The 19,049-nt window shown below is 42.4% G+C and carries 17 protein-coding genes; 5 read left to right on the top strand and 12 right to left on the bottom strand.

The genetic code is table 11. From position 1 onward, the window contains the following. Positions 1-22: 22 nt before the first annotated feature. Positions 23-883 carry a metal ABC transporter permease gene (locus IRY55_RS00230; protein ID WP_194561253.1) on the bottom strand — a complete coding sequence of 287 codons (861 nt, stop codon included), beginning with the start codon at positions 881-883 and terminating at the stop codon, positions 23-25. After that, positions 880-1,626: a metal ABC transporter ATP-binding protein gene (locus IRY55_RS00225; RefSeq protein WP_194561252.1), complete on the bottom strand. Its 747-nt coding sequence runs from the start codon at positions 1,624-1,626 to the stop codon at positions 880-882. Before IRY55_RS00225 ends, IRY55_RS00230 begins: the two co-directional genes overlap by 4 nt. A 267-nt stretch (positions 1,627-1,893) precedes the next feature. On the opposite strand from IRY55_RS00225, the gene IRY55_RS00220 reads away from it, so the two are divergent. After that, positions 1,894-2,433: a DUF456 domain-containing protein gene (locus tag IRY55_RS00220; protein ID WP_194561251.1), complete on the top strand. Its 540-nt coding sequence runs from the start codon at positions 1,894-1,896 to the stop codon at positions 2,431-2,433. 41 nt (positions 2,434-2,474) lie between these two features. Here the strand turns inward: IRY55_RS00220 and IRY55_RS00215 are convergent, their stop codons facing one another. After that, the gene (locus IRY55_RS00215; RefSeq protein ID WP_194561250.1) at positions 2,475-3,191 is read right to left on the bottom strand and encodes an NAD-dependent protein deacylase; all 717 of its coding nucleotides are present in this window, start codon (positions 3,189-3,191) and stop codon (positions 2,475-2,477) included. An 80-nt stretch (positions 3,192-3,271) separates the two neighbouring features. Here IRY55_RS00215 and IRY55_RS00210 point away from each other — a divergent pair, with 80 nt between their 5' ends. Then, entirely contained in the window at positions 3,272-3,685 is a 414-nt protein-coding gene (locus IRY55_RS00210; protein WP_194561249.1) for a dual specificity protein phosphatase family protein, read from the top strand. 43 nt (positions 3,686-3,728) lie between these two features. Here IRY55_RS00210 and IRY55_RS00205 read toward each other — a convergent pair whose 3' ends face one another. Both IRY55_RS00205 and IRY55_RS00200 read right to left on the bottom strand, forming a co-directional pair. Then, positions 3,729-5,285 (bottom strand): BCCT family transporter, encoded by a 1,557-nt coding sequence (locus IRY55_RS00205; protein ID WP_194561248.1) that lies wholly within the window; start codon positions 5,283-5,285, stop codon positions 3,729-3,731. 101 nt (positions 5,286-5,386) lie between these two features. Further along, positions 5,387-6,598, bottom strand: a complete 1,212-nt coding sequence (locus IRY55_RS00200) for an MFS transporter (protein WP_194561247.1) — start codon at positions 6,596-6,598, stop codon at positions 5,387-5,389. 172 nt (positions 6,599-6,770) lie between these two features. Here IRY55_RS00200 and IRY55_RS00195 point away from each other — a divergent pair, with 172 nt between their 5' ends. From IRY55_RS00195 to IRY55_RS00185, 3 genes are all read left to right on the top strand, one after another. Beyond that, positions 6,771-7,862: a nitric oxide synthase oxygenase gene (locus IRY55_RS00195; protein ID WP_235960991.1), complete on the top strand. Its 1,092-nt coding sequence runs from the start codon at positions 6,771-6,773 to the stop codon at positions 7,860-7,862. 118 nt (positions 7,863-7,980) lie between these two features. Next, on the top strand, positions 7,981-8,178 hold the full coding sequence (locus tag IRY55_RS00190; protein ID WP_194561246.1) for a YkvS family protein: 198 nt from the start codon (positions 7,981-7,983) through the stop codon (positions 8,176-8,178). Between the two features lie 45 nt (positions 8,179-8,223). Continuing rightward, a complete protein-coding gene (locus tag IRY55_RS00185; RefSeq protein ID WP_194561245.1) occupies positions 8,224-8,901 on the top strand; it encodes a hypothetical protein in 678 nt (225 codons plus the stop codon). A gap of 45 nt (positions 8,902-8,946) precedes the next feature. Here IRY55_RS00185 and IRY55_RS00180 read toward each other — a convergent pair whose 3' ends face one another. The 7 genes from IRY55_RS00180 to IRY55_RS00150 all read right to left on the bottom strand — a co-directional run bounded on the left by IRY55_RS00180 (position 8,947) and on the right by IRY55_RS00150 (position 19,047). After that, positions 8,947-9,387 carry a MarR family winged helix-turn-helix transcriptional regulator gene (locus tag IRY55_RS00180; RefSeq protein WP_194561244.1) on the bottom strand — a complete coding sequence of 147 codons (441 nt, stop codon included), beginning with the start codon at positions 9,385-9,387 and terminating at the stop codon, positions 8,947-8,949. Positions 9,388-9,404: 17 nt separating this feature from the next. Next, complete coding sequence (locus tag IRY55_RS00175; RefSeq protein ID WP_194562334.1) at positions 9,405-10,760, bottom strand: TrkH family potassium uptake protein; 1,356 nt, start codon at positions 10,758-10,760, stop codon at positions 9,405-9,407. A gap of 118 nt (positions 10,761-10,878) precedes the next feature. Beyond that, positions 10,879-11,631 (bottom strand): SDR family NAD(P)-dependent oxidoreductase, encoded by a 753-nt coding sequence (locus IRY55_RS00170; RefSeq protein WP_194561243.1) that lies wholly within the window; start codon positions 11,629-11,631, stop codon positions 10,879-10,881. A 115-nt stretch (positions 11,632-11,746) separates the two neighbouring features. Beyond that, positions 11,747-12,511: a TerC family protein gene (locus tag IRY55_RS00165; protein ID WP_194561242.1), complete on the bottom strand. Its 765-nt coding sequence runs from the start codon at positions 12,509-12,511 to the stop codon at positions 11,747-11,749. A 236-nt stretch (positions 12,512-12,747) separates the two neighbouring features. Beyond that, positions 12,748-15,822, bottom strand: coding sequence for an efflux RND transporter permease subunit (locus tag IRY55_RS00160; protein WP_194561241.1), 3,075 nt, complete (start codon positions 15,820-15,822; stop codon positions 12,748-12,750). 127 nt (positions 15,823-15,949) lie between these two features. Next, entirely contained in the window at positions 15,950-17,515 is a 1,566-nt protein-coding gene (locus tag IRY55_RS00155) for a peptide chain release factor 3 (protein ID WP_194561240.1), read from the bottom strand. A 65-nt stretch (positions 17,516-17,580) separates the two neighbouring features. Then, on the bottom strand, positions 17,581-19,047 hold the full coding sequence (locus IRY55_RS00150; protein ID WP_194561239.1) for a UDP-N-acetylmuramoyl-L-alanyl-D-glutamate--2,6-diaminopimelate ligase: 1,467 nt from the start codon (positions 19,045-19,047) through the stop codon (positions 17,581-17,583). Positions 19,048-19,049: the final 2 nt, after the last annotated feature.

Raw genomic sequence — 19,049 nt, 5'->3', positions numbered from 1 at the left:
TAAAACTCCTTTTCCTAAAAAATTATTGTCCAACTGCGGTTTTATTTTTTCGCACTTTTAACGTACGCCATACAATCCCGTGTTTCGGTGAAAAGAGTAAGGCCGTAACGAAAAAGGCTGTTGTGACTAAGACGATTGCAGCCCCTGAAGGCCAATTGTAAATAAAACTAATGTATAAACCAATGGTAGCCGATACTGCACCGAGCACCGACGAAATGAAAATCATATGCGATAAACGATTCGTTAATAAATACGCTGTCGCTGCTGGTGTGATGAGCATCGCGACGACTAAAATGATTCCGACCGTTTGCAAAGATGCTACTGTAACGAGGGTAAGTAATACCATTAACCCGTAATGAATCCATTTATTTGATAATCCGAACGATGCTGCCAATGTCGGATCAAATGTACTGATGAGAAACTCTTTAAAAAAGAGCGCGATGATCGATAAAACGAAAATACCGACACCGAGGGTAATCCACATATCGGAATCTCTTACAGCGAGCACATTTCCGAATAAAATACTCGTCAAATCTGTACTCGTATTCGCCTTCCCAATCAAAATAATTCCGACGGCGAAAAAGGCAGAAAATACAATACCGATGGATGTATCATTTTTAATTCGGCTATTTTGTGTGATGAACCCGATCCCGAAAGCCGTCATTAAACCGAAGACGACCGCTCCGTAAAAATAGCTAATGCCGAGCATGTACGAAATCGCGACACCAGGTAAAACAGCGTGACTAATCGCATCTCCCATTAAACTCATCCCACGCAAAATGATAAATGAGCCGAGTACGCCGCTAATGATGCCGACGATAATCGCTGTAAATAACGCTTTTTGTAAAAATTCGTAGTTTTGAATATCTTGAATAAAACTCATGAGCTCGCCACCTCTAAAGAATCCCATAATGAATATTGAGATTTGAATGCGCGCTTCATCGTTTCAGGCTGCATCACATTCTCAACAGTGCCCGCTCCGACAATTTCGCGGTTCACGATAATTAAATCGTCAAAATACGACTTCACTTTCGTCAAATCATGATGGACGACGAATGCTGTCTTCCCCTCATCTCGAAGCTCTTTCAATAAACCGATGATGAGCGCTTCACTCGTCACGTCAATCCCGACAAAAGGTTCGTCTAAGAAAAAGTATTCCGCTTGTTGAGCGAGTGCACGCGCTAAAAAAACGCGTTGTTGTTGCCCGCCTGAAAGCTCACCGATTTGGTGGTGAGCATAAGATTCCATGCCCACTTTTTCTAAACATTCATGTGCCCAAGCACGCTCTTTCTTACCGGGTCTTTTAAAGAGACCGAGTGACGGATATGTACCGAGGACGACAGTTTCAAGAACAGTGATTGGAAAATCCCAATCGATTGTCGCGCGTTGCGGAACGTATGCGATTGCTTTACGCATCGATCTCACGTTTTTCCCGTCGATCGTCACTGTTCCACAATCAGTCGGAATGAGGCCTAGCATCCCTTTCATCAACGTAGACTTCCCTGCGCCGTTCGGTCCGATAATTCCGATTAAGCGGCCGCTTTCCATGTTGAAGGACACTTTATTTAATATTTGATTGCCGTAATACGATACGGATAAATTGTTTACTTGTATGGCATTCCCCATACACTCACCTTCTCATTTAACATTTTTATTTTCATTTAGGAAAAACTGTTTCCTTAGCACAACTTCATTTCAAAAATAAAACTTGCGCTCATGCAACTCAAGAGCAAAAAAACAATCTTTCCCTCGAGCAACTATAACGCTATACTAAATCATTCTTTTTAAAAAGTAAAGGATAATTGATTATTTTTCTCAATCGCTTGCACTGTCAGTAGGAATATGTTGACATTCGTGGTAAACTATTCTCATATAACGACAGGAGGAATAACGATGGCTGAAAACGTATTCATTATTAAATTTGAAGAAGAAAGTAAATCGTATCAAACCTTTTCTGAATTAAAGCAAATGCATGCGACGAAACAAATTGTTGGAGAACAAATGGGCGTTATTTTAAACGATGCGGATGCTGGTATTCAAATAAAAGACTTTTTAGACTTTACAGGAACAGATAAAACAGCACGCGGAAGTATTATCGGAGCGCTCGTCGGAATTATCGGTGGACCGCTCGGCATTTTACTCGGCTGGATGGGTGGTACTTTTATCGGAGCGACAGGTGACGCACGCGAAATAAAAAACGCGATGAACGTCTTCGAACAAGTGACGTCATTTATCGCACATGGTCAAACGGGTGTCATTATACTCGCACGCGAAGAGGATTTCAAAACGATTCAAGATTACACGTACAATCTGGGTGGACAAGTCGTTCGTCTCAACGGAGAATATGTAAAAGACCAAATTAAACAAGCACAACTCGCACAGTTCGAACTCGAACGCGATGCGCGAAAACGTTGGAAAGATCAAAATAAATAAAATGAAAGACCATCCCACACAAATTAGCGGGATGGTCTTTTTTACTCTTGTAATTCTGCTTGAATGCGACGTAAATAGTCGCCGATTTTTTCATTTTTAATACAACGATCAGCGAAAGCATCGTACTGTGTTTCACCTTGATTGACGATAATTAATGTCGCATCATGTTCAACTGCAATAAGCGGGTATTGATTCGCTGGGGAGACGGTCAATGAAGAACCGAGCACGAGAAATACATCCGCTCCTTCGCTCACAAGTGCTGCTTCCATTAAAGCGCGCTCATCTAACATTTCGCCAAATAAGACGATCGATGGGCGTAGGGGACCGCCGCATTCACAGTAATATTGTTCGTCTTCATACCGTTTGTTGCTATATACTTTACCGCACGTTTCACAATGCACTTCTTTCAATGTTCCATGCAATTCAATGACGTGGCGTGAGCCCGCCTCTTGATGAAAGCCGTCGACATTTTGTGTAATGATCGATGTCACATACCCTTTTCGTTCCCAATCAGCCAAAATATAATGGCCTTCATGCGGTCCGTATTCATTCACCCCGATAACACGATTGCGATAAAATTCGATGAACGTATCAAATTGACTGTTCAATGCATCGACGGTCGCCACTTCTGACGGATCGTATTTCGTCCACATTCCATCTTTTGCTGAGCGAAAATCTGGTAAACCACTTTCCGTCGACATGCCCGCCCCAGTGAAAACGACAACCTTCTTTCCTTCTTTTATTAACTGTGCTAACATTTCATCACATCCTTATTTCCATTCCTCTATATAGTAGCACGAGCGAATGGACTTTTCGAACAATTGAAGGGAGAATGAATATGAGCAGAACGACGTATCAAAGTTTACTCGACCAAAAAGTGTATATCGGAGGAATCGATGCCGTTGAAACAGCGGATGCCCAGCACGATATCGATGCGTTTTTCGATTTGCGCGGCACACGTGACGGAGACGTTCACGAAAAAAGTGTGTACACGCCACTCATAGAAGGTGAAGAAACAACGAGTTTACAGCGCACAGTACGACAAATGAAAGAAGCGGTTGAATCAGGTAAAACGATTTACATGCATTGCAATACAGGACGCGGTCGCACAGGCGCAGCCGCTACCGCGTTACTGCTAGAGCTCGGTGTCGCATCTACCATTGAAGAAGCCGAACAGATGGTGAAGGAAACACGTGATGTGATCGATATCCGCCCAAATTTCCTTGAAGCACTACAACAGCTTTACAAATAACGAAAGAGCCGTATCCTTTAACATGAAAGGAACGGCTCTTTTGCTATTTTTTATCGCGCTGCTTTTGCGCTTCTTTCCTCACTTTTTCAAACTGACGAATATCTTCCGGTCTCACCGTAATCGGCTCTCTCCTTAATAATTTACCCATCGCAAACATTAAAATAACGAGAAATACCGTAAACGGCAATGCGGATACGAGCGATGCTGTTTGTAGCGCACTCAGTCCCCCTGCAAATAAAAGAACTGCAGCGATTGCCGACATGAGCACACCCCAGATTGTCTTGACAATCATCGGCGGTAATAAATTACCGCGCGTCGTCATACTCGCTAAAATATACGTCGCTGAATCCGCACTCGTCACTAAAAATGTAATGACGAGAATGATCGCTAGTACGGATAATACATTTGTAAATGGTAACTGTTCCATCGTGACAAATAAAGCGCTCGTCACATCGAGGTCAACCGCTTCCGCAATCGCTGTACCATTATTTAAATCGCTATATAAGGCAGTTCCGCCGAGCGTTGCCACCCACATCATCGCAAATACTGGAGGGATGATCATCACCCCTGTAATGAACTCACGAATCGTACGTCCTCTCGACACACGAGCGACGAAAGCTCCGACGAACGGGCTCCATGCAATCGCCCACGCCCAATAGAAAATTGTCCAATCGCTCACCCACGTTCCACCTTGATACGGCTGAAGGCGCAAACTATATTGAATGAAGTTCGTAATATAATCTCCGACTGCTACCGTAAACGACTCCATAATGAATACTTTAGGACCCATAATGAAGAAGAACACGAGCAACGCAATCGCGAGCGCTAAGTTAAAATTCCCTAAATAACGAATGCCTTTATTTAATCCAGTCGACGCAGATAACATGTAGGCACCAAAAACAAGCACGATAATCATGAGCTGAAGCTTGAAATTATTTTCCCATCCGAAAACAGATTCCAATCCTCCGCCCATCTGCATGACACCGAGTCCAATTGACGTCGCAATTCCCATCACAGTCGCAATGACCGCAAAAGAATCAATGCCACCTTTTAAATATTTATTCGATCCAACGACCGGTTCTAAAGCTGTCGAGATGAGACCGTCTTTCTTTTTTCTAAACTGCATAAATCCAATAACGAGTCCGACGAGTCCGAAAATCGCCCATTGTGAAATTCCCCAATGGAAAAAAGCATAGCCCATCGCAACGCGTGCAGATTCCGCTGATTGGTCAGGTACTCCTTGAAATGGCGCATTAAAATAATGGCTCATCGGCTCTGCGACTCCCCAGAACACGAGTCCAACACCGAATCCTGCTGAAAACAGCATCCCAATCCACGTAAAAAATGGATAATCCGGTTTCGCGTCGTCTGATCCGAGACGAATCGCACCATATTTACTAATCGCTAATGCAAATAGAAAAACAATTAAAATAAAGACAGTTAATAAATAAAACCACCCGAAGTTCACTTGCGTAAAATCATATAAAATTGTAGCGACACGTTCAAAACTTTCTTTCGCCACCGCTCCAAGTACGACGAGTACAAAAACTGTAATCGACGAAATTAAAAATACCGGGTTTTTCCAAAACCTGTCATCCAAACAAATCGACTCCCTAATGTTTTAAAGTATAAAGGTACTTACCCTTTATAAATACATTAAAACATAAAAGTGCGATTCATTACAATTTTATTATACAATCTTTACAAACGTGTCTCTTCTAATTGCCCATCTTTCGGTAAAAACAGACCGACCAACCCTAACAATGGTAAATAACTCGCGACGATCATCGTATCCATCACACCGATGCGGTCCATTAAATTTCCGATAAATACTGCGCCAACCGCTCCCATACCGAATGCAAGTCCAACTGTTAAACCCGCCATCGTTCCAATCTTACTCGGAATTAACTCTTGCGCATAGACGACTGTAACGGAGAAACTCAACATGATGAAAAATCCGATAATCGCTAAAAACACGCCGATCCAACTTGCTGAAATAAACGGTAATCCAAGCGCAAATGGCAATGGAACGAGCAATGATAAAATGATGACATTTTTCGTTCCGATACGATCGGCAATCGGCCCGCCGAAAAATGTTCCGATTGCACCGAATGCTAAAAACAAGAAAATGTAGAGCTGTCCTTTTTCAATCGTATAGTCATAGTTTTGGATAAGATGGAAGACATAAAAACTAGACATGCTCGTCACATAAAATGAACGAGCGAAAATGATAATCATTAGAAGTCCGAGTGCGATTCCGATTTTTTTCTTTGTTAAATGCCCGAGTGTTGAAATGAGCACTTTTTTCCGTTTCGACGTTCGCTCTTTTTCAAGTTGTTCACGATACCAAAACGACACACGCGTCAATAATAAGACAGCTGCGAATGCGACAAGTACGAAAATAGCTGCCCCTTTCTGCCCGAGACGGACTAAAACGAAGGCGCTAATTAAAGGAGCGAGCGCTTGACCTGTATTTCCCCCAACTTGATAAATCGATTGAGCAAGACCACGCTTCGAACCTGCTGATAAAAAGGATACTTTCGAGCCTTCCGGATGGAATACAGCAGACCCTAATCCGAGCAACGCCACCGATGCGATAATAAGTTCATAACTCGAAGCGAACGCAAGCCCTGCCATCCCAAACGCTGACAAAATCATCGCGAGAGGCAAAGCAAATGGACGCGGCTTTTTATCGCTCATATACCCGACGACCGGTTGCAAAAGTGCCGATACCATATTTAATGTAAAAGCAATAAATCCAAGTTTCGTATATGAAATGCCGTGCGACTTTTCTAAAATTGGAAACATCGCGGGAACGACTGCTTGAATCGCATCGTTAAATAAATGCGCAATCCCGATTGCGACCATGATCGCATACGTCGGTTTCGTAAAATATTGATTTTCCTTTGTCATAATCCACCTCTTTCTCTTCCATTCCGTTATTATAACAAAACAATTATGAATTGCGTGAAAATATGTATTTTATGTGAACATCAAACATCTATTTTTTATAATGTTTTCACAGTCTCTTTTCCGTTCATATAAATCATTTAAGCTTATAGTAGAGAAGGAGTTGGATGATACGATGAACGATGTATTAAAAGAAGCGATTCATTTTTTACACACATATTATGAAGAAAATAAATTACCGATAAATGAGCGAGATGCTCGTATTGAAGCTGTCACAAAAGAAATTGAGGAGACGAAAACGTACACTCATACGTTTGAAGAATTGAGTTACGGTGCTAAACTTGCATGGCGCAATAGCAATCGCTGTATCGGACGACTATTTTGGAATCAATTGCACGTCTTTGACGAGCGAGATACGACGAATTTAGAAGATGTGATGAACGCTTTATTTCGCCATATCGACTATGCGACGAACGACGGAAAAATCCGTTCCACAATTACAATTTTCCCTGCTAAACGCCCAGATGGCACTGAGCCTATCCGCTTACGCAATCATCAGTTATTACGCTACGCAGGCTATGATACGACGGGGGATCCGGCTTCTCGCACGTTCACGAAGTTTTGTGAATCTCTCGGGTGGCAAGGAGCTAAAACTCCCTTTGACATTTTACCGCTCGTCATTGAAAATGAACATGGGGACTGTTTATGGCGTAATATCCCTTCTTCCATCATTCGTGAAGTGCCGATTACACATCCTGAGTATGACTTCACATCACTTCAATTGCAATGGTATGCCGTCCCGATCATTTCAGATATGATTTTGGAAATCGGGGGGATTGAATATACAGCGGCTCCGTTCAACGGATGGTATATGGGGACAGAAATCGGCGCACGCAATTTTGCAGATACCGACCGTTACAATCAACTTCCTGCTGTCGCTCACTTACTCGGACTCGACACATCTTCAAACCGTGCGCTTTGGCAAGATCGCGCACTCGTCGAATTAAACATCGCCGTTTTACATTCGTATGAACAACATGGGGTCACACTCGTCGATCATCATACGGCAAGCAAACAGTTCGAAATTTTTGAAAAGACGGAAGAAAAAGCATGCCGACACATCACGGGCAACTGGACATGGCTCATTCCGCCACTGTCACCTGCAACGAGTCACATTTTTCACCGACCATTTGACAACACAACGCTAAAACCGAACTTCTTTTATCGGAAAAAAGAACAGACAGGATGTCCATTTCATACGAAATAAGCCGTCCATTTTTTAACAAAATGCCGACATTTCATCAAATTCAGTGCAAACCCTTTCCGAAACGTGTAAACTATGGCACATTAAAGTGAAACAAATTATGACAAAGGAGACACGGATTATGAAAATTGCAGAAATAGGAAACATCATTGAATTTAAAGAAGGGCTCCAAGGTGTTGTCGAAAAAGTAAATGAAAATTCGGTTATCGTTGATCTCACGTACATGAAAAATTTCGAAGAACTCGAAATGGAAGAAAAAACAGTCATCAATCATAAACGTTATAAAATTATCGCTGAATCGAAAGATGCAACGAAATAGTTTTTAAAACGTCTCTATGTATGTAAAGAAAGGATGAGATTTTGTATGAAAACTAAAGTAGCACTCGCCCTATTCGCTTCACTTCTCCTCGTTCTCGGAGCATGTGGAACAGAAAAGGAAGAAAAAGAACAAGAACAAGAGAAAGACAAAATTGAACTTGAAGAACAAAACGCTGCTCAATCTGATGAAATAGAGCAAGAAAAACCAGAAACTCCAGTAGAAGAGCCAAAAGAAGAGAAGCCAGCAACGAAACCAGCTGAAAAACCTGTTACTCAGCCGAACAAAGAAGAATCAAAACCAGCAGCTCCTGCCCCACAAGACGGTGAAGTGATTCAAACGGACCGCTATGCGATTACATTGTTAAAAGGGTATACATTTATGGAAGAAGAACCAGGACGTGATATCGTATCACTCTCAGCAGATGGTCAAACGTTCATGCGTTTAGAAGTGGAAAACTTCACACAAGATGCCTACGACTTCTATAAACAAAATGGCTTAGAATTAGCGCAAGCAATCGCTGGTGATGCAGAGATTAAAACGAATGATCCAGTGAGCTTACAAAATGCGAAACAAGCCGTGAGCTATCAAACGAAAATTAACGAATCGACTATTTCAATCTTCGTCTTTGAGATGAATGGCAAAGTCGTCCGTGCAACAATTTATGACGAACCGACAGAAAAGTATACGAATGAATTTACAGAAATGTTAACAACGATTAAATAATAAAAAAATGAGCGGCCGTATATGGCTCGCTCATTTTTTATTTTATTACAATTGTCGAATCGACAATCCGAGTTTTTTCGTTAAATGAATCAATGTATCCATTTCTTCATCCGATAACTCATTCATCAATTCTGCTAGTTGCCGCTCATGAGCGGGGAATATCTTTTCGATGAGCGCATGTCCTTCTTCTGTAATATTAATATGAATGACACGGCGATCTTCTGGACAACGCTCGCGACGTAGCAATTGCTTTTTCTCCAATTGATTAATCACATATGTCATCGAACCACTTTGCAACAATATTTTTTGTCCGATTTTTTGAATCGGCTGCGGGCCTTTATGATATAAGAGCTCTAATACAGCAAACTCCGTTGGATTCAAACCGTGCGCTTCGAACACACCGTTTGCCGACTCCATTAACACTTTACTCGCGCGTGATAAGACGACGAATAATTTCAATGATTTTTCAATTCGTGCTTCTTCCATATCACACTCTTCCTTTCTTAACCGATAATCACTCGCTCTTTCGGATAACGATAAGCGATTTTATTCTCTTTTCCACCTAATGTGTATAAAAATGAAATTAATCCGACACGACCGATAAACATGAGCAACATTAAGATGACTTTACCAATCATACTTAAATCACTCGTAATGCCGAGCGACATCCCACAGGTTCCGAACGCTGACGTAATTTCAAATAATAAAGCGACGACAGGTACATCTGGTTCTGTTAACAGCAATGTAATAAGCGCTGTAACGACCATAACTCCTGCTAAAATAATGACCGCATACGAGCGAAATACATCGACTAATTTAATTTGACGCTTAAATACGTGAATGACATCATTTCCTTTTGCGAAATTAATTAAAAACAAAATCGCAATCGCTAATGTCGTCGTACGAATACCGCCTCCGACTGAGCTTGGGGAAGCACCGATAAACATGAGCGTACTAATGAAGATGTCTGAAGCCTCCGTAAATTGGGTCACGTCAAATGTCGTCAATCCTGCAGACCGTGCAGAAACCGAGTGAAACAATGAAGTGAATAATTTCTCATGCCATGCCATACCTCGAAAAGCGTTCGATGATTCGATCGCATATAAAACGACCGTTCCAAACACGAGTAAAATACCGAATGTCACTGTCGTTATTTTTGTAAAGAGAGAAAAACGAAAACGTACAGTGTCATGGCGTCGTTTCACAAAGCTTTTCACTTCAATTAACACAGGGAATCCGATTGCACCGAGAACGATTAAAATCATGACGATTGTCTGGACGAAGTAATCTCCGAAGTAAGGCATGAGAGACGCTTCTGTAATGTCAAATCCAGCATTCGTCGTCGCTGAAACGGCCATGAACATCCCGTGTAAAAAAGCTTCATTCCACGTCGCATAAAACTGTTTCAAATAAATCGATAAAATAAGTCCACCTGTCAACTCAATGACGAAAATAATTTTAATGATTTCTTGAATGAGATGAACGACACCTTGTAAAGAGTATTGATTATGGTCTACCATGATGAGCTGACGTTCTCGTAAACCGATGCGCTTTTTAATTAATAGCCAAAAAAACGTACCGAGCGACATAATGCCGATTCCACCGAGCTGCAAGACGAGCATTAACATGACAAGACCGAATGTGGTATATGTCCCTCCGATACTGATCGTCGATAATCCTGTTACACTGACTGCACTCACTGCAGTGAATAAGCTATCGATAAAGGTGACGTGAACACCAGGTAAATAAACACCAGGTAAATTCAATAAAATGTACGATACGGTAATCGCCATAAAGTAATAGAACACAATCAATTGGGCAGGCGTATATTTATTAATTTTTTCAGGCGAAATCCGCATCCGTTTCATGACCGACCTCTTCCTTTCTAAAGAGTTGCTATTCAAGTATTTTAATCAACTTCACTCCAAAAGGAAAGAAAAAAAGAGAAAAGACGTTAAGCCCCTCCTCTCTTACTCACTAAATCGCTGTAACGCCACCGTCTACAGGGAGTTCTACACCCGTGATAAATGATGCATCATCCGACGCTAAAAATAGCATTGCTTTTGCAATTTCCTCAGGTTTTCCGTAGCGCTTTAACGGGGTGTTCGCCATAAACCATTGCTTATACTGCTCCGCTTCCAAATATGGCTCACTCATCGGTGTCATAATGTAACCAGGATGAATCGAATTTACACGAATATTTTCTTTTCCGTAATCGTTCGCTAACGCTTTCGTCAAACCGCGTAATCCCGATTTAGAAGCAGTATATGCTCCTGCACCAGAGCCACCTGTCAGTCCCGCGATTGACGAAATGTTCACAATCGATCCTCCACCTGCTTGACGCATCGCTGGCAATGTCGCTTGCACGCCGAATAAAATGCTTTTTAAATTAACGTCCATCACGAAATCCCACTCGTCCGCCTTCACATCTTCAAATGAAATGCTTTGTGAAACACCTGCATTGTTGACGAGTATGTCCACTTTTCCATACTTCTCAACGGCTTTTTTCACAATAGTATGCCACGTCGCTTCATCCGTCACATTATGTTCAAACGCTAAGCCTCGTCCACCAAACGCTTCCATTTGTTGAACGACTGCTTCAGCTCCTGCACCATTCATATCGGTCGCAATAATGATGGCTCCTTCTTTTGCAAACAACAATGCCGCTTCTTTCCCCATCCCGCTCGCCGCACCTGTAATGATGGCCACTCGATCTTGTAATCTTCCCATACAAAATCCCTCCTTCAATTCGATACATTCAGTATATCGCACTTACGTCTAAAAAACGAAAGCGAACGTGCATCAAAGGATACACATTCGCTTTTCATTCATCATTTAGTCACTTTTAAGCGGCTTTTTTATTTTGACGGACACTTGAAAGATAACCGTACACAACGAGACCGATTAAGACGATCCAAAATGTCATTTTCCACAATGTAGAGTGTGGGAATGCAGGGTCGATAATTTGTAAGCTGTCATGGGCGAGCGTTAAGACGAGCAATTTCACCCCGACCCATCCGACAATTAAATACGCAGCTACTTCTAATTTTGGGTACTTTTCAAGCAGAACGATAAATTTACGTGCGGCAAATCGAATTAAAATTAATCCGATAATCCCGCCGATAAAGATAACCGCAAACTGGCCACCGTTAATGCCACCAATTTCAAAATCTCCAAGTGCTGGTAACGTAACAGCAAGGGCAACAGCCGCTAACATCGAATCGAGCGCAAACGCAATATCCGCCAATTCTACTTTCAATACCGTCATCCAAAATCCTGATTTTTTACGTGGCTTCTCTAATAAATCTTCAGCAGTTTCACTCGATTCATGATATAAATCATATAAGCTTTTAGCCGACATGAAAAGTAAATAAGCTGCTCCGAGTGCTTGAATCCACCAATATTTGACGAGTGTCGTAATTAAAAAGAGTGCTGCAAATCGGAAGACGAACGCTCCGAGCAAGCCGTAAAATAATGCTTTTTTCTGTTGAACTTTCGGTAAATGACGCACCATAACCGCCATGACGACAGCGTTATCTGCCGATAATAAACCTTCCAATAAAATGAGCACGAGCAATACCCATGCATACTCCAATAATATCGTTTCCATTAAATCTTCCTCCTTTTTTGCAAACAAAAAGAGACCTCGCCTAATAAATAGGCAAAGGTCTCGCTAATTTAGATTTAATCTAAGCTCTCAACACCGATGACTTCCGTCATGTATTGACGACATTGAGATAGGATTTCTCCTAAAGCTACTCCCCTTTGACAACCGTCAAAGTGATATGAAATTGTCGGGATCTTGTTTGTACAATTAGTATACCACAATCTTCCGACTTGCAAACATTATTTTACGTCTTCCGGCCAATTTTTCTTACTTCTCGTCTGACTATCAAACAAGCTGTACATGACAGGAACGATATACAATGTGAGCAATGTTGATGTGAGCAATCCACCGATGACGGCGATTCCCATCGGTTGGTTCATCTCCGTTCCCTCTCCAATGCCGAGTGCGAGCGGTAATAAACCGAGAATCGTCGTTAAAGCTGTCATTAAAATCGGACGGACCCGCACTTCAGCGGAGTGAACGATCGCATCATATGAATGCATGCCTTTTTCTTTTTGTTGATTAATGTAATCAACGAGCACAATTCCGTTGTTGACGACAATCCCGACGAGCACGAGCACTCCGATGACAGCTGTTACGCTGAGCGGTGTATTCGTTAAGAATAACCCGAGCGCTACCCCAATGACCATCAGTGGTACGGAGAACATGATAACGAACGGATATTTAAACGATTCGAACTGCGCTGCCATCACGATATAAACGAGCACAACTGCGAGAACGATCGCTAACAACATATCATTGATTGCACTTTCGAACAGTTCACGATCCCCACCGTAATTCATGTCAATTTCTTCTGGTAATTTTAACTTATCAATCATATCGTTCACTTGTGTCGTCATTTCACCGAGCGAGCGATCTGATTCGTATTTTACTGTGAACGAGACAGAATGCGCTTGATCGACACGCTGAATCGATACAGGTGCTTCTGCGATTGCGACTGTCGCAACATCCTCTAAATTGATATACGTTCCGGCAGGTGTTAACAATTTAATTTGTTTCAATTGATCGATACTATCGCGGAATTTTTCATCGTATTGGACATACATCGCGAGCACTTCTTCATCTTCTCCGACGATTTGAGTCGCGAATGTACCTCGTGTTACCGAGTTGACCGTTTGTGAAATTTGAGCAGGTGCTAATCCTTGTTCTGCTGCTTTTTCACGATCTACCGTGACGTGAACTTCCTCAACTGTATCTCCTAATGTGTTCGACACTTCAAGTACTGATTTCATATCTTGAAGTTCTTCATCGACTTCCTTCACTGCTTTTTCTAAGCGAGATTCATTCGTATCACTTAAAGAGAATGTGACCGTATTCGGCTCAGAACCAGCTGCTGTTTGTAAGTTGAAGTTCACTGTCGCACGATCTTCTAATAAATCGACAATTTCAGGTTGAACCTCATCGACAAATTCAAAAACAGAACGGCTTCGATCTTCGAGTGGCACCATTTTAATATAAATTTCAGCGACGTTCGTTTGCGCAGTGCCTTGCGCCATATTTTGTTGCGTACCGCCGACTAAGCTGACATACACTTCAACGTCTTTTTCACGCTGTAATTCTTCTTCAATTTCTTTTACAATTTTATCCGTTGATTCGATCGAGGCACCATTTGGCAATTCAACCGCTACGGAAACGAATCCTTCATCGGTCGGCGGTAAAAATTCTGTGCCGACACGTGTCAATCCGAAAATACTCGCACCGAGCATGATGATTGTTGCTAATAATACGACCGGACGGTTATCGAGCGCCCAGCGAATCGTGCTTCCGAAACGATTGCTCTTTTTCGTACGACGCTTGCGTGCTGCTAACAATTCTAAATCTGGCGTTTTTAACATTTTGCTCGCCATCATCGGAACAACCGTTAAAGCGACGACGAGTGAGGCGAACAAACTAAAGGAAATCGTCAATGCGAATTCAGTGAAAATTTGACCGATTAGACCGCTAATGAAAATAACAGGAACGAAGACGGCTAATGTCGTCAATGTCGATGCCGTAATCGCACCGCCAATTTCTTTCGCTCCGTCGCGAGCAGCAATGTTCGATTCCTTCCCCATCGCTAAATGTCGCTCGATATTTTCGATGACGACAATCGCGTTATCGACGAGCATCCCGATACCGAGTGCGAGTGCACCGAGCGTCATAATGTTGAGTGAGAAGTCCGCGAAAAACATGAGCACGAACGTCACGATGACAGAATATGGAATCGCTACACCGATAATGATTGGACTTTTAATTCCGTGCAAGAAGACGAATAAGACGATCATCGCGAACAATCCACCGAGTAGTAACGATTGTCCGATATTGCCGATCGCTAAATTGACGTAATCTCCTTGGTCAAATAAAATGTCCGCTTCGACTTTTTTATATTCTTTTTTATCAAGCAAATCATCGAGCGTCGATTTAAAATCTTTTGAAACGCTTGCTGTATTCGCTCCTGATTCTTGCAATACGTTGACGAGAACAGCACGATCATCATTCGCACGTGTAAGTGCTCCTGAATCCGCATCGTGAATGTCGACTGTTGCGAGGTCTTTCACACGAAGCATCTCTCCTGCTTCTGTACGACCTACGACGACATCTCGAACATCATCTAATGTCGTCAGTGAACTAATAATTCGCGTCGTTAATTGCTTTCCGTCATCCGTCTTAATCGGCTCACCTGGCATCGAAACGTTATTCGCTTGAATCGCTTGCACGACGTCCGATTGAGCGAGACGATTTTTTTGTAATTCTTCTTCGTTTAATACGACTTTAATTTCTTCTGTCACCTTTCCTGAAACGGTAACACTTGCGACACCTTTCGTCCGGCGCAACTCCGTTTCTAGTTCTTCGGCGAGCGGTCGAATGTCGACATCTTTATCCGTTGAACGCAATGTCAATTGAATGACTGGGAACTGCGACGGGTCAAACTTCATAAAGCGCGGCGATGAAGCTCCTTCAGGCATCGGCACTTGATCGACGCGTTGCATGATGTCTAATTGCACATCGTCAATGACGGTCGACCAGTCAAACATGAGCAAAATGAAGTTTGATCCTTCTTGTGAAATCGACTGCATCGTCTTTAATCCCGGTGCGGTCGACAAACTTTGTTCCAGTGGCTTTGTTACTTTTTCATTCACTTCTGTCGGTGAAGCACCATCGTAATTGGAAACGACGACCGCGACAGGAGGATTTAATTCTGGTATTAACGTCACCGGTATTTTGAAGAAAGAGACCGCTCCTAAAATGATGACGAGGAACATTGTCACAATCGTAAAGACCGGACGTTTTATCGAAAACTCACTAATTTTCATATCGGTTATCCTCTCTTTTTAAACATTACTTATCATTTTATGCAAACTGACCTCTTAGTTCAATGAACTTCCCTTCAATCATACACGATGTAACAAATTCGTCATACTATCTGTACATATTTTGTACTTACAGTAAACTATAAAGACGAATGTCTGGATATTTATCATTGAACCAACGTAAAGCGAACTCATTTTCAAATAAAAAGACGAGATTATCATAGCGGTCTTTAACGAGCATAGAGCGAGGTCCTGTCATCGCATCTGTCACATCTGCCTCATTTTCAATCCAACGCGTCACTTTTGAACCGATCGGTTGCATTTGTACTTCGACATTGTATTCATTGCGCATGCGATGTTCGAACACTTCGAACTGTAATTGTCCGACCGCTCCGAGCATTACTTCTTCTGTATACAATGTTTTATAATATTGAATCGCACCTTCTTGTACGAGCTGCATAATTCCTTTATGGAACTGTTTCGATTTCATCACGTTTTTTGCGGATACTTTCACGAACAGTTCTGGTGTAAATTGTGGAAGTGGCGCAAATTCATAATTGCCTTTTCCACCGATGATCGTATCGCCGATTTGGAAGTTTCCTGTATCATACAATCCGATAATATCACCAGGTAGAGCCGTATCGACTGTTTCTCGATCATCCGCTAAAAACTGTGTCGTTTGTGCTAATTTAATATTTTTATTTAAACGGGGTACATGTACGCTCATTCCTCGTTCAAACTGTCCAGAAACGATGCGGACGAAAGCGATACGATCGCGGTGGCGCGGGTCCATATTCGCTTGAATTTTAAAGATGAACCCAGAGAAGTCCTCGTCCATCGGATCTTTCATCTCTTCCGATTTCAATTCACGTGGCTGCGGTGGTGGCGCAAACTGTAAAAAGGTTTCTAAAAAGGTTTGCACGCCGAAGTTCGCAAGCGCACTTCCGAAAAATACAGGCGTTAATTCACCTTTTGCGACGCGTTCTGGATCAAATTCGTTACCCGCTTCATTTAATAGCATGACATCTTCCATCGCTTGTTCATAATAACTCGTATCCATGAACGCATCATGAACTTCCGGCTCACCGTCTTCATTTAAAGCGATGAAGCGTTCATTTTCTTCCGCACGTGCTCGTTCAATTCGGTTATTATAGCGATCGATGACACCTGCAAATTCTTTCCCCATACCGATCGGCCAGTTCATCGCATACGATTCGATTTCTAACACTTCTTCTAAGTTTTCCATCAATTCGAGCGGTTCGAGTCCTTGACGGTCCATCTTATTCATAAATGTGAAAATCGGAATACCGCGCATGCGACATACTTGGAACAATTTAATCGTTTGTGGCTCGATCCCTTTCGCGGAGTCGACCATCATCACGGCAGCGTCGACGGCCATCAATGTACGATACGTATCTTCCGAGAAGTCTTCGTGACCTGGCGTATCCAAAATGTTGACACGTTTACCGTCATAATCAAACTGCATGACGGAAGATGTGACGGAAATTCCACGTTGTTTTTCAATTTCCATCCAGTCACTCGTCGCAAATTTCCCAGTCTTTTTTCCTTTTACTGTTCCCGCATCACGAATCGCTCCACCGAAGTAAAGCAGCTTTTCTGTCATCGTCGTTTTCCCTGCGTCAGGGTGAGAAATAATCGCAAATGTGCGTCTTGATTCAATATCTTTTTTATTCATCCATATACTCCTTCTATTTAAAAAACACCTTGAGCGCACTGTTTGCCCTCAAGGTGACAAATCGTTTATTTTGTAAATTGTTTTTTCGCTTCATCTAAAGCAATCGCTGCATCAGAATGGGGTAATTTTTCGTTGCCGACGACTTGAAAATCTTCATGACCTTTTCCTGCGAAAATAATAATGTCATTCGGATTCGCTTCTCGCACGATATGGCGCACCGCTTCTTCACGGTCTCCGATCGTCGCATAACGATTATGCGTCATCCCTTTTTCAAGTTCAGTTAAAATCGTCTCTTCCCCTTCAAAACGTGGGTCGTCCGTCGTCAATACGACATAGTCTGCAAGGGACGCCTTCTTCGCCATAACGGGACGTTTCGCGCGGTCGCGATTGCCACCAGTGCCAATTAAAAACAATAAACGTTGCGAAGCTTCTTTATAAGGTAAAATCGCTTCAATCGCTTTTTCAATCGCATCAGGTGAATGCGCGTAGTCGACGTATAATGTGATCGGTAAATCCGTCTCCACTTTTTCCATGCGCCCTTTAATCGCAGTTACTTCTTGAATTTTTTCAATAATGGCTGGCCACTCATATCCTCGACTATGTACTGCGAGCATCGCCGCCACGACATTTAATACGTTGAAATCTCCAACGAGTTGCGTCTTCACTTCAAATGTCTCTTTCGGTGTCGTAAGTTCAAAAATCGTATGTGCCGGGTCCATTTCAATAATGCGCGCTCGGTACATCGCGCCCTCCGTAAAGCCATATGACCAAACGGGATAAGGAGTCATTTGACGGTAGCGCTCAGACCAAGCATCATCCGCATTTAAAATAACATACTTTTCCTTCGTTACATCTTGCCCGAGTTGCGCAAATAATAAACCTTTTGCATATCCGTAATGTTCCATCGTTCCATGAAAATCGAGGTGATCATGCGATAAATTAGTGAAAATGGCCGTATCGAACACGACTCCTGCAAGTCGTCCTTCAATGAGACCGTGAGAGGACACTTCCATCGTCGTCGTTTCGATGCCACGATTTTTCGCTAATTGCAGTAATCTTTGCGTTTCTAAAACATTGGGCGTCGTATTGTCCGTATCGATTAATTCATCTTCGACTTGAAAACCGATCGTTCCCATCGCTGCACTTTTCTCACCGAGTTTTTGAAGCAGTTGATGAATGATATTCGCAATCGTCGTTTTGCCATTCGTACCTGTCACACCGATCATATGCATCGCTTTCGATGGCATTTCATAAAAGAAAGGTGCGAGACGTTGCAATGTTTCTTTCGTATTTTTCACATAGACGACAGGAGCTTCCACATCGATTTCTTTTTCAGCGATGATGAGTGATGCTCCACGCTCTACTGCCTGTTTCGCATATTGATGACCATCTACTGTAAACCCTTCGATACAAATAAATGCTGTACCGACTATTGTTTTTCTTGAGTCAATTTCGAGCGTTTCGATCGATTGAGGTAGCTCACCAACGATTTTGTCGTACTCGAATATATTTAACATCGTCATCGTGTTCATCG

Source organism: Savagea serpentis (assembly GCF_015351395.1).
GTDB lineage: Bacteria > Bacillota > Bacilli > Bacillales_A > Planococcaceae > Savagea > Savagea serpentis.
This window is presented reverse-complemented; position numbering and strand designations above follow the sequence as displayed.